The sequence below is a fragment of the Cellulosilyticum ruminicola JCM 14822 genome, assembly GCF_001311925.1.
Lineage (GTDB): Bacteria > Bacillota > Clostridia > Lachnospirales > Cellulosilyticaceae > Cellulosilyticum > Cellulosilyticum ruminicola.
On the sequence record NZ_BBCG01000078.1, the window covers coordinates 1 to 12518 of the forward strand.

A 12518-nucleotide genomic window follows, 5' to 3' on the forward strand; every position below is an offset into this window, starting at 1 on the left:
TCACATTTAGTGCAAACAAATTCAATAAGATCATCATCTTCAGTAAAACCTTCTAAAATATCCAAAGTAAAATCCTCCTTTTATGTATTCAAGAAAATATATCTCAAGAAGAATTATACGACAAATGAGGCGGATAAAAAATATCAACTAATTCCATGATATGTCCACAAGTACATTTGATAGGATCATAACCAAAAGATAGTAAAATTTTGAGCAGTAAGGGATTTATAAATCGTGTATAAAATGTGGAACAATGTCAATATTTATAAGGAAAGAGTTGCAAGTTTATAAAGCCCGTATTAGAATGGGAAAGTAATGAAATATGAGAGAGGATAATAAATGATGAGTGTTTATGAGACAACAAATGAAAGGGAAACCTTTGAGATCGGATATAAAATCGCACAAAACAGTTTACCTGGGGAGATATATTGTTTAATAGGTGATTTAGGTGTAGGGAAAACTGTATTTTCTAAAGGCTTTGCAGAAGGTTTAGGCATTACAGAGTCTATTACAAGTCCAACTTTTACAATTGTACAAGAATATGATGCAGAAAAACCATTATATCACTTTGATATGTATCGTATTGAAGATCCAGATGAACTTGAAATGATTGGTTATGAAGAATATTTCTATGGTAAAGGTGTATGCCTTGTAGAGTGGGCAAACAATGTGGAGAATGTCATTCCACACGAGGCAAAATGGATTTATATTGAGAAAGACTTAGAAAAAGGATTTGACTATCGTAAAATAACTATAAAGTAGGTGGAAGAATGAACATATTAGCAATTGATGCTTCTGGCGTAGCTGGAAGTGTAGCATATATTAGAGATGGTAAATTAGTAGGAGAATATTATATTTGTCATAAGTTAACACATTCTGAAACAATCATGCCAATGCTTGAACATATGCGTGATTTAATAGGAATAGATTTAGATAACTTAGATGCAGTAGCTGTAACAAGCGGGCCAGGGTCTTTTACAGGACTTCGTATTGGTGTAACTACAGCTAAAGCTTTAGCTATGGCTTTAAATGTATCAGTAGTAGGTATTTCAACTTTAGATGCCTTAGCGCATAATATAACACATACAACAGCTACAATTTGTCCTATTATGGATGCACGTAGAAATCAAGTTTATACAGCGATATATAAATGGGAGGATGATGAATTAAATCGTTTAACAGATCACTTAGCTTGTGATATGGATGAACATTTAGAAATGTTAGCAACTAGAGAAGAAGAGATTCTTTTTTAGGTGATGGTGTAGATGTGTATAGAGAAAAAATCGTAAATAAATTAGGTGAGCAGGCTTTATTTGCACCAGGATTTTTAAATCTTCAACGTGCAAGCACTTTAGCAGAAGTAGCATGTAAAGCTTATGCTAGAGGTGAAAGCTGTGATGCGGCAAGTTTTGTACCTATTTACCTTCGTAAATCTCAAGCAGAAAGAGAACGTGAAGAGCGCTTAGCAAAGGAACAAGCAAATGGCAATTGTTAGAACTATGACTAAGGCAGACATTGAAGCGGTTTATGACTTAGAGTGCCGTAGCTTTAGTGTGCCTTGGTCATTGGATTCTTTAAAAAAAGAAATCGAGAACAAGCTGGCATATTATGTAGTTGTAGAAGAAGATGGTGCAGTAGCAGGATATGGTGGACTGTGGGGTGTATTAGGAGAAGGTGAAGTAATTAATATTGCAGTAGCTATAGATTATCGAGGAAAAGGCTATGGCCAGCTTATTATGGAAAGCCTACTTGATTATAGTAAAGAGCAGGGCTTTGAAAGAATTACATTAGAAGTAAGATATAGTAATGAAGTTGCCAAAAAGCTTTACATCAAAAATGGTTTCCACCAAATTGCTGTGAGAAAAAATTATTATCAAAAGCCAACAGAAGATGCAATTATTATGGCCTATGAAGTGAGTAAATAAGCAAGTATTATAAGTGTAAAATGAATATTTGTAAATGAGAGTATGGGTAGAATTTGTGTTTTAAATGAATCTATTTGTGCTCTTTTATTTTGTAAAAATATGAGGAAGTATAGGGCGGATTAGAGGAAGAAGAAAATTTACGATATATTACGTTTATATTACAGAATATGAATAAAAAGTGTCTTATGGTTTCATTGTGATATAATAGTTCAGTTGACGAATGATAGAAAAAAGGATTGAAACTTAAAAAAGGAGTAGGTTATGAAGAAGAAATTAACTAGTATATTACTACTTGGTACACTTGCTTTTGGAAGTTCTTATACATTTGCTGAAGAAACGAATGCAGTAAACATGATGGAACAAGAAGGAAGTAATGATAAAGAAGAAGTAGGAGAAGAAAAAGCTGAATATGAAGGCTTAGATGTATATGATGTAAAATCTATAGAAGACTTACAACAAGAAAGTATAGAAACAATAACAAGTGGAACGGCTACAGAAGTTGTATTAACTTTAAATTCTAAAGTGGCATATGTAAATGGCAGTAAAGAACAGCTTTTAAATCCACCAATGGTTGTAAATAATCATACATTTTTACCACTTCGCTTTGTAGCAGATGAAATTGTAGGTGGAGAAGTTGAATGGGATGAGCAGATTCAAAGAGTTACAGTGAGAAAAGGTGATCAAGAACTTGTTGTGACAATTGGAAGTAAGATAGCTATGGTAAATGGTAGTTATGTGAATTTAGAAGCAGCACCATTTACGAAAAATGGTACAACAATGTTACCAGTACGTTTTATATGTGAAAGTTTTGGCATTACATCCGATTATAATAAGGCGGCTAAGCAAATTATATTAACAGGTGTAGATAACAGGCCAAATACAGCTCCAAGTGCATATTTTCATTTTGGACAAGCTAACTTCACAGAAGGCCAAAGTGTGAAAGTTATTGATGGTAGTACAGATCTAGAACATGATAAAATAGTAGAACGTAAATGGAAGATATCGGGTGATATGAACTGGAGTGGTAGCGATATTAATTCTAAGCTTAAAGCTCCTAAAGCTGGAACATATACAGTGGCACTTCAAGTAAAAGATAAAAGAGGTTTGTGGAGCCAGTGGTATGAAAGAGAGTTGACAGTAGAGCCTAATAAAGCACCGATTGTTACATTTTTAGAACCTTATAAAGCAACATATTCTCAAGGCGAAAATATAAAATTAACTTATTCATATGATAATGAGAGCTGGGAAAAAATTATAAATGAAAAATGGACATACCGTCATGCAGAAGAACCAGAGAATAAGGCAATATTAGGTAAACCAAAAGCATTATTTACAGAAGGTGAATATATTATTACATTACAGCTTGATGATGAAGCAGGTAACCGTAGTGAAAAGATGGAGACAAAAATCCACATAAGCAGTGATGTATTAAAAAGCGAGTTGATGTATCGCTTTACAGAAGGTAGCATTGGAGAGGTTATTGATAACTTCCAAAAAGTAAATTATCGTGATTATGCAGATGCTTATGTCAGCGAAACAGGTAAAATATTAGGGACAATGATTATGAGTGACTCACCAGAAGTTGTTTCAAGAGATGGACTTTTATATCGTGATATCATTAATGGTAAAGGGCGCATGTTAATTCATCACTTAAATGGTTATAAAGTAAGTAATGTTTCTGGTGATAATAGAAGACTTGTAGTTGTTGCAGAAAATACAACAGATAAACCTGTGAAAGTTATTATTACAAATAAATCAGTTAAAGGACCAGCTACAGATATCTTACGCATTGGTCAGAAAGTACTTTATGATTATTTAGTAGGTAGTGAAAAAGAAGTTTATACATTACAGCCTGGTGAACGTAAATTTGTTTATGATTCTAAAGCAGGTAAATGGACATATGGTCAATGTATTTCGGGCTTAATGGACATTGAAACAACAGGATCTGTGAAGTTTACAACGGCATCTGTGAAACATGGTGTGACCCTTCAAGATATGGTGAGTATGGAACTTTTACAACAAGACGTTCACCCAAGAGGGACTTTTGATACGACAGAGCTTACATATAAATTAACATTACTTGGTGATCAGCCAACAAAATTATTACTAGGAACAGGTACAGAAGAATGGGTGAATGGGCATGATGCCATTACAGGTGAGATTGTTCAAAATCGTGGAAATTTTGGTGTGACATATCGTGTAACTGTTAGTTCAGCAGTTGATACAGGCGTGATTTTAAATCCTAGAGCAACTAATTTCAGAGGGGCGATTAAATGGTTGGATACAGGTAAGGTTTATAATATTCCAGAAACAGGGGCATTTACAGCGGATACTTCTAAGGCAGCAGTTTTAGGAATCATTAAGGCAGGACAAACAAGAACATTTGAATATATGCTTCCAAATGGTTCAGCGGCACCTGTACTGATTGGATTTATACCAAAAGATTATTGGAATAATTAATATATAAAATGTGGCTAAATAATTTAGTCGCATTTTTTGCAAAAAATATAAGAAAATGTCATTTTTAACGAAATGATATAGGCCCTCAGGAATATAGTAGTATTAAGGGGGGAATTATATGAACACACTAAAAGAGCTAAATTGGAATGAGCTTAAAACTTCATATCAACCTTCTGATTTTTCCTTTTCCACAATATTAGAGCAAGGTGGAAGTGAAGGGATTATTGGGCAAGAAAGTGCCAATAGAGCACTTGAACTAGGCATGTTAATTGAGGCAGAAGGCTATAATGTTTATATTGTAGGCGAAAGTAATAAGGAACGAGACCTAGCAATAAAGCACCTAATACAGCAAAAAGCCCAAACTAAACAAACGCCACAAGATATTTGTTATATATATAATTTTAAAAATCCAGAGATACCTCAGTGTATTGAGTTAGAAGCTGGAGATGGCAAAGTGCTTGAAGCAGATATGACTGAGTTCATGCAGTCAATCTTAATAGAACTACCATTATTACTTCAGAGTAAAGAGGTAAGTCAAAAGAAGCAAGACATACTTGATGAACTAGATAAAGTCAAAGAACAACTCATTACAGATTTAAGTGAAAAAGCAGAAAGTATGGATATTGTTGTGAAAAATACAGGGGGAACAATAGGGTTTGCACCTCTTAATGAAGAAGGAGAGATCTATTCTAAAGAAGAATATAATGCACTTACAAAGATTCAAAAGAAGCAGGTTGAAGAAAAATTAGAGATACTTTACGAATACGCAGATCATATTACAGAACGTATAGAGGAAGAAGAAAAAAAGTATGCAGTGTATCTAAGAGATATAGAAGAGGAAGTTGTATTAGATTATGTAGGCGGTATGATTAAAGTTTTAAAAGAAAAATATAATGGGTATAAGTTCTTACGTAAGTACTTTAATGATATTGCAGAAGATATATTGGTACATTTAGAACTTTTTGAAGAACATAATGAGGAAGAGAATAAACTGAAAGATATTTTTCCATGGGCAAATAGTAATCAACTTCAAAAAATGGTGAATAAATATAATGTTAATTTACTGGTAGCTCACAAAGAGGGCAGTGGTGCACCAATCATTGAAGATAGTATGCTAGGTGAAATTTGCTTGAATGGTAAAATACTTTTAGATTCAGAGATTAATAATATGCATACAGATTTTATGCATATTAGACCGGGGCTTTTTCATAAAGCAAATGGTGGCTATTTGATATTGCATATGCAAAAAATATTAGAGAATCCTACGAGTTGGCTAGCTATTAAACAGCTTTTAAAAACGGGTTATATTCATATGCGTGATTCAGAAGATATGGGGATAGCCCTAGCTAATAGCATGAAACCACAGCCTGTAAAATCTAATATTAAGGTCATTTTAATGGGAAGTAGAAGTGTTTATGAAGTACTCTCTACAAATGATGAAGATTTTAAAAACTTATTTAAAATTAAAGTGATATATGAAAATGAAATTAATAATACAAAGGATCATATAGAAGCTATTGCAAGCTGTATTGCTAAGAGATGTAAAGTGGAAGAATTACCGGATGTAACAGTAGGCGGTTTATTAAAAGTTGTGGAATACGGTGTAAGAAAAGTAGGCAGTACAAAGAAATTACCTGCTAATATGGATGATTATATGGATGTTATAAGAGAAGCAAGTATTTACAACTCCAAGTTAATTGATGAAGAAGCAATTCAAAAGGCCATCTGTCGTAGAAAAAGTTTTTTATCAAAAATTAGAGCGTGAAATAGATGATCATATTGTAGAAGAAACGATGCTTATTCAAACAAACGGAGAAAAAATCGGCCAAGTAAATGGTTTGGCTGTATATACCATAGATGATTATGCTTTTGGTAGACCAGTTAAAATTACAAGTACCACCTATAAGGGCAAGCAAGGCATAGTAGATATTGAAAAGGCAGCCGATTTAAGTGGAGCAATTCACACGAAAGGCATTCATATTATTACAGGTTTTTTAGGATATGAATTTGCACAAAAGATTCCTTTATCTTTAAGCTGTAACATTTGTTTTGAGCAAAGCTATGGACAAATTGATGGAGATAGTGCATCTAGTGCAGAGCTTTATGGTATTTTATCTAGTTTAAGTGAAGTGCCTATTAAGCAGAATATAGCAACAACAGGTTCAGTTAATCAATTCGGAGAGATTCAGCCTATTGGTGGTGTTAATGAAAAGATAGAAGGTTTCTTTAGAGTATGTCATATGAAAGGATTAAAAGGAAATGAAGGTGTTATGATTCCGCATCAAAATAAACAGGATTTAATGCTAGGTGAAGAGGTTATCGAAGCAGTTAAAAACGGTCAATTTCATATATATACTATTAAAAATATTTGGGAAGGCATTGAAATTATAACAGGTGTGGAAGCTAATAAAGTTAAAGAAAAGGTTATGCATAAACTAGAGAATTTTAATAGCTAAAAACAAAGAAGATGTTTGCAAGAAAGCAAACATCTTCTTTGTTTTTTTAGTTACAGTACTTAATAAATAAAATAATAATGTATAGTTTTAATGCATAATTTCAGTATATATGATACAATTTTAGTTTTGAAAATTAAAGCTATTTTTATTAATTAGTATATTATTGGGGTTAGAGTTTCTACCATGGGCAGAAAAATGGGGGAAGATAGATGAAGAATGTATATTTTATAAGTAATCATTTTAATAAAAATAAAGAACGTATTTATTTTGCTAATACTGTACGAAGTATTTGGATTAATGAGGCTATGCATTATATATGTGTTTCAAGAAATATTACCTGTACAATGAAATTAAAAAAACAAATTAATAAGATTAACTTATAAAAGAGGTTGTAGATAATAGACAAGATAGATCTATTGTAGAAGCTATTATTGCCATAGCCTAAAACACTTAATTTAAAAACTATTGAAGAGGCATTGAAAATGAAGAGCAAATGGATATTATGAGTCAATTGGGATGTGAGATGGGACAAGAATTTTTGTAGGATATACCAATTAGTGCACCAGAAATAGAAAACAAGTATCTTAAAATTTGTCAATAATACAGTGATTTTATAAACATGGCTTGAAATGTAAAGTAAAAGTGTGTTACACTATGAAAAGATAGGGCACGTGACAAAAAGCGCGTGTTTTACTTTGTAATCATAATAACAAGGCACGCCTTGTTATTTTTGTTTGTAAAGTAAGAGTATATTATTTTGCACACAATTAAAAAAATTAAGTTATTTTAAAGGAGTTATTAACGAATGAATGATTTAGGCGGGTTGACTTTAGCAGAACTAAAGCAAAAAGCTAAAGCGTTAGGCATGAAAAATATAAATAAAATGCGTAAAAGTGAGTTAATAGCTAGTCTACAAGATAATAACTCCGACTTGGTAGAAAAAACAGCATTAGAATTAAAAGAGCTCTCACAAAATGTAAAAGTAAATTTACAAGATGTAAGAGAAACTGTTTTCGATGAAGTGGAGGCAAAAACAGCTTCTTTAAAAGACGAAAACTTAAATGAGGAGTTTGAAACAGGAAGCATTGATCAAGGTGAAAGTGATTTAAGAAGTGATCGTATGACAGGGGCTGGGATTCTAGAAATTATGGCAGATGGCTATGGATTTTTACGTTCTCAAAATTTCATGCGAGGTGAAAATGATATTTATCTTTCTATTTCACAAATCCGCCGTTTTAATCTAAAAACAGGTGACTGGATAGAAGGAGATATGCGTCGCCCTAAAGAGGGAGAGAAGGCGGGTGCCTTGCTTTATGTGCATAAAGTAAATGGAGATCGTCCAGAAAAAGCAAAATATCGTCCAAACTTTGAAACATTAACACCTGTATTTCCAACAGAAAAAATTCATTTAGAATATGAAAAAGATGTTCTTTCAACACGTATCATTGATCTTATTGCCCCTATAGGGAAAGGTCAAAGAGGTTTAATTGTAGCACCACCAAAAGCAGGTAAAACAATTCTCTTAAAACAAATTGCAAATGCCATTACAATAAATCATCCAGACGTATCATTAATTGTACTTCTTATTGATGAAAGACCAGAAGAAGTAACAGATATTCGCCGTTCGATTAATGGAAAAGATGTAGAAGTTATTGCATCTACATTTGATGAACCACCAGAACATCATAAACAAGTGGTGGAAATGGTTTTAGAACGTGCAAAACGTATGGTTGAACAAGGGAAAGACCTTGTAATATTACTAGATAGTATTACGCGTATGGCAAGAGCGTATAATTTAACAATTCCACCAAGTGGAAGAACTTTATCAGGTGGACTTGATCCAGCTGCGCTTCACATGCCTAAGAAATTTTTTGGTGCGGCGCGAAAGATTGAAAATGGTGGCAGTTTAACTATTTTAGGGACAGCCTTAGTGGATACAGGAAGTAAGATGGATGATGTAATCTTTGAAGAATTTAAAGGGACAGGAAATATGGAGCTTGTGCTTGACCGTTCTTTATCTGAAAAGAGAATTTATCCGGCTATTGATATTTATAAATCGGGCACTAGACGTGATGATTTATTATTGTCACCAAGCGAAGCTAGTGCTGCATATAGTATTAGAAAAGACTTAAGTCGTAATAACACATCTGAGGTCATGGAAAACCTTATTAATACTATGCTTGTTTATCCTACAAACAAAGAGTTTGTGGAAAAAACAAGAAAAAACATAGGTGCGAATAATTAATTTCAGCTATGTACTTGCAATAGCAATTAAGACATGTTATAATACTGACGTTGTCACAAAATTGCTAGAGTTAAAATTAACATAGAAAAGTGTCATGAAAGAGGTGAAGGTAATGAATAAAGAAATCCAACCAAAATACGAAGCAGTAACAGTTGTATGTAACGGATGTGGAACAGTTATTGAAACTCGTTCAACAAAAGAATCTATCAATGTAGAAGTTTGTTCAAAATGTCATCCATTTTATACAGGCAAACAAAGAGCAGCATCTGCTAAAGGTAGAATTGATAAATTCAACAAAAAATTTGGTATGTAATTACAAGCTTCATACTTTAGTTACATTAATATATGATAATTGCCTTGAGGCAAATCATGAAAATGGGTTGAGAGGATGGTCTCAACCTTTTTTTGTAGAGTAGGAAAGTGCGTTTTAACTTTATTACTCACAGGAATATAAAAAGTTTATTTCCTGCAGAAGAGGAGGCAATCAAATGGCAAAAGTGAATATTGGTGGTCAAGCTGTTATTGAAGGCGTAATGATGAAGGGCAGAAAGTATTATGCTGTAGCTGTTCGTAAATCAGACGGGACAATTGTGACAGATAGCAAAGAGTCCGTTAGTATTATAGAACGTGTAAAGCTTTTTAGATGGCCTATTTTAAGAGGTATTGCAGTGTTTGTAGAATCATTGATATTGGGTGTCAAAACACTGAGCTTTTCAGCAGACTTGTATGGCGAAGAAGATTCAGATTATAAGCCAAGTAAATTTGAAGTTTGGCTTGATGAAAAATTAGGTGAAACAGGTGAAAAAATAATAATGGGACTGACAATGTGCTTGTCATTTGTACTAGCAATTGGCATTTTTATGATTTTACCAATGTTTTTAAGTACCTTATTTAAGAAAGTAATTCCAAGTTCTTTTGTACAAAATCTCATTGAGGGAGCAATTCGTATTACTATTTTCCTTGCTTATATGAAACTTATTACAAAAATGAAAGATATTGAACGCACCTTTGAATATCATGGTGCTGAACATAAAACGATTAATTGTATGGAACAAGATATGGAGCTTACAGTAGAAAATGTAAGAGGATGCACACGCTTACATAAGAGTTGTGGAACAAGTTTCTTATTCGTTGTAATGCTCGTAAGTATTTTAGTGTTTAGTGTGTTTACAACCCAAGTGTTGTGGCAAAGAACATTAGTACGTATATTATTAGTACCTGTTGTATCAGGTATTTCTTATGAATTTATTCGTTGGGCAAGAATATGTCCAAAGAATAAGATAGCTAACTTCTTAAGTAAACCAGGGATGTGGTTACAAAAAGAATTTACAACAAAAGAACCAGATGATTTACAAATTGAAGTAGCTATTGCAGCAGTTAAAGGAGTACTTAAGCATGAGTCTATGCAGTAATAAAATAGAAGATAAAGAAACTATCTATGAAGTGATGAAGTGGGGAGAGGCTGTTTTAAATAGTTATAAACGTCCAAATGCAGCAATTGATGCAAAGCTTCTAATGAAAAACTTATTAGGATTTGATGAAATGAGACTTTTACTTGAACGTGATCAAAAGTTAGCAGCTCATTTAAAAGAATCATATACCTATGTTATTGCAAAGCGTGCACAAGGCATTCCAGTACAATATATAACTAGAAATCAAGAATTTATGGGTCTTAATTTCTATGTGGACGATCGTGTGCTTATTCCAAGACAAGATACAGAAACATTAATTGAGCTTTTAATTGAAAAAGCTAGAATAGAACAATTTAAAACAGGTGTAGATATTGGTGCAGGTTCAGGTTGTATCAGTATTTCCCTGGTAACATATATTGAAGGACTTAATATGACAGCTATTGACCTTTCAGAAGGGGCATTAGATGTAACCAAGAAAAACGTGAAAGAGCATGGACTTGAAGAACATGTAAAATTCTTACAGAGTGATGTACTTGAAGCGTATAATAAAGAAGAAAAGGTAGACCTTGTGGTTTCTAATCCACCATATATTTCTCTGCAAGACTGCAAAGATCTTATGATAGAAGTTATTGGACATGAACCACGCATGGCTTTAACTGACGAAGGAGACGGCTTAAGCTTTTATAAACGTATTACGAATGACGCCAAAGAGATTTTAAAACCAGGCGGGATAATTGCATATGAAATCGGATATGATCAAGGCAAAGCGGTAAAAATTATGTTAGAAGAAGCTGGCTATATTGAGGTAGAAGTCTATCAAGATTTAGCAGGTAAAGATAGAGTTGTCATTGGGCGCAATCCAGTTTAGAATAAAATGTAATGTGTAACAAATAGAGAGGTGAACCAAATGTTTGAGCAAATACAAGATTTAGTAGACAAATACGAGATCATTGGTGAACAAATTAGTAATCCAGAAGTTATTGCAGATCAAGATAGATGGCAAAAACTAATGAAAGAACATAGTGATTTAAAAGAAATCGTTGAAAAATACCTTGAATACAAACAAGTACTTGAATCAATCGATGAAGCATTAATCATGTTAGAAGACAACTTAGATGATGACTTTAGAGAACTTGTTAAAGAAGAACTTGCTGAAAATAAAAAGCGTGTTGAACCTTTAGAAAATGAACTTAAATTATTACTTTTACCAAAAGACCCTAACGATGATAAAAACGTTATCATTGAAATTCGTGGGGGTGCCGGTGGAGATGAAGCAGCGTTATTTGCAGCGAATCTTTATCGTATGTACGGATACTATGCAGAAAGTAACAAATGGAAAACTGAACTTATGTCAGTTAACGAAAATGGTATCGGTGGATTTAAAGAAGTTATCTTTATGGTAAAAGGTCAAGGTGCTTATTCTAAACTTAAATATGAGAGTGGTGTACACCGTGTACAACGTATTCCAGCAACAGAATCAAGTGGACGTATTCATACATCAACTGTAACAGTAGCTGTAATGCCAGAAGCTGAAGAATTAGACGTACAGTTAGATATGAATGATGTGCGTATTGACGTATGTCGTGCGTCAGGTAACGGGGGACAATGTGTCAATACAACTGACTCTGCTGTACGTGCACTCCACATACCAACTGGTATCATGGTATACTGTCAAGATGAAAAATCTCAGCTTAAAAATAAAGAAAAAGCACTTCGAATCTTACGTACAAGACTTTACGATATGGAACAAGCAAAAGCGCATGCTGAACATGCAGCTGAAAAGAAAAGCTTAATTGGTTCTGGGGACCGTAGTGAACGTATTAGAACTTATAACTATCCTCAAGGCCGTGTAACAGATCACCGCGTAGGATTAACACTTCATCGTTTAGAACAAATTCTAGATGGTGATTTAGAAGAAATCATTTCTACATTAACAACTGTAGATCAAACTGAAAAACTTAAAGAAATTTCTAATAACCAATAAGGTTAAGTGGGCTGTGGCACTTAGGTGTCGCAGCTT

General features: G+C 33.4%; 13 protein-coding genes. All 13 read left to right on the forward strand.

All coding sequences use genetic code 11. The annotated features are described in order from the left end of the window. The first annotated feature begins 342 nt into the window (after positions 1-342). The 13 genes from tsaE to prfA all read left to right on the forward strand — a co-directional run bounded on the left by tsaE (position 343) and on the right by prfA (position 12482). Positions 343-762, forward strand: coding sequence for a tRNA (adenosine(37)-N6)-threonylcarbamoyltransferase complex ATPase subunit type 1 TsaE (gene tsaE / locus JCM14822_RS16485; RefSeq protein WP_054743510.1), 420 nt, complete (start codon positions 343-345; stop codon positions 760-762). An 8-nt stretch (positions 763-770) separates the two neighbouring features. Then, a complete protein-coding gene (tsaB, locus tag JCM14822_RS16490) occupies positions 771-1253 on the forward strand; it encodes a tRNA (adenosine(37)-N6)-threonylcarbamoyltransferase complex dimerization subunit type 1 TsaB (protein WP_054743489.1) in 483 nt (160 codons plus the stop codon). A gap of 14 nt (positions 1254-1267) precedes the next feature. Continuing rightward, positions 1268-1495, forward strand: coding sequence for a hypothetical protein (locus JCM14822_RS16495; RefSeq protein ID WP_054743491.1), 228 nt, complete (start codon positions 1268-1270; stop codon positions 1493-1495). Beyond that, complete coding sequence (gene rimI / locus JCM14822_RS16500) at positions 1482-1925, forward strand: ribosomal protein S18-alanine N-acetyltransferase (protein ID WP_054743493.1); 444 nt, start codon at positions 1482-1484, stop codon at positions 1923-1925. Before JCM14822_RS16495 ends, rimI begins: the two co-directional genes overlap by 14 nt. A gap of 261 nt (positions 1926-2186) precedes the next feature. Beyond that, the gene (locus JCM14822_RS16505) at positions 2187-4385 is read left to right on the forward strand and encodes a copper amine oxidase N-terminal domain-containing protein (RefSeq protein ID WP_054743495.1); all 2199 of its coding nucleotides are present in this window, start codon (positions 2187-2189) and stop codon (positions 4383-4385) included. A gap of 118 nt (positions 4386-4503) precedes the next feature. Beyond that, positions 4504-6150, forward strand: a complete 1647-nt coding sequence (locus JCM14822_RS16510) for an ATP-binding protein (RefSeq protein WP_054743496.1) — start codon at positions 4504-4506, stop codon at positions 6148-6150. Beyond that, a complete protein-coding gene (locus JCM14822_RS16515; RefSeq protein WP_054743498.1) occupies positions 6086-6841 on the forward strand; it encodes a S16 family serine protease in 756 nt (251 codons plus the stop codon). The genes JCM14822_RS16510 and JCM14822_RS16515 overlap by 65 nt, the downstream gene beginning before the upstream one ends. 209 nt (positions 6842-7050) lie before the next feature. Continuing rightward, positions 7051-7224 (forward strand): hypothetical protein, encoded by a 174-nt coding sequence (locus JCM14822_RS20620; protein WP_157047840.1) that lies wholly within the window; start codon positions 7051-7053, stop codon positions 7222-7224. A 422-nt stretch (positions 7225-7646) separates the two neighbouring features. Further along, positions 7647-9086 carry a transcription termination factor Rho gene (rho, locus tag JCM14822_RS16520; RefSeq protein WP_054743500.1) on the forward strand — a complete coding sequence of 480 codons (1440 nt, stop codon included), beginning with the start codon at positions 7647-7649 and terminating at the stop codon, positions 9084-9086. Between the two features lie 112 nt (positions 9087-9198). Further along, positions 9199-9399, forward strand: a complete 201-nt coding sequence (rpmE, locus tag JCM14822_RS16525) for a 50S ribosomal protein L31 (protein WP_054743502.1) — start codon at positions 9199-9201, stop codon at positions 9397-9399. Positions 9400-9574: 175 nt separating this feature from the next. Further along, complete coding sequence (locus JCM14822_RS16530) at positions 9575-10498, forward strand: DUF1385 domain-containing protein (RefSeq protein WP_054743504.1); 924 nt, start codon at positions 9575-9577, stop codon at positions 10496-10498. Next, entirely contained in the window at positions 10482-11366 is an 885-nt protein-coding gene (gene prmC, locus JCM14822_RS16535; RefSeq protein ID WP_054743506.1) for a peptide chain release factor N(5)-glutamine methyltransferase, read from the forward strand. Before JCM14822_RS16530 ends, prmC begins: the two co-directional genes overlap by 17 nt. Positions 11367-11405: 39 nt before the next feature. Next, a complete protein-coding gene (prfA, locus tag JCM14822_RS16540) occupies positions 11406-12482 on the forward strand; it encodes a peptide chain release factor 1 (RefSeq protein ID WP_054743508.1) in 1077 nt (358 codons plus the stop codon). The last annotated feature ends 36 nt before the right edge of the window (positions 12483-12518 follow it).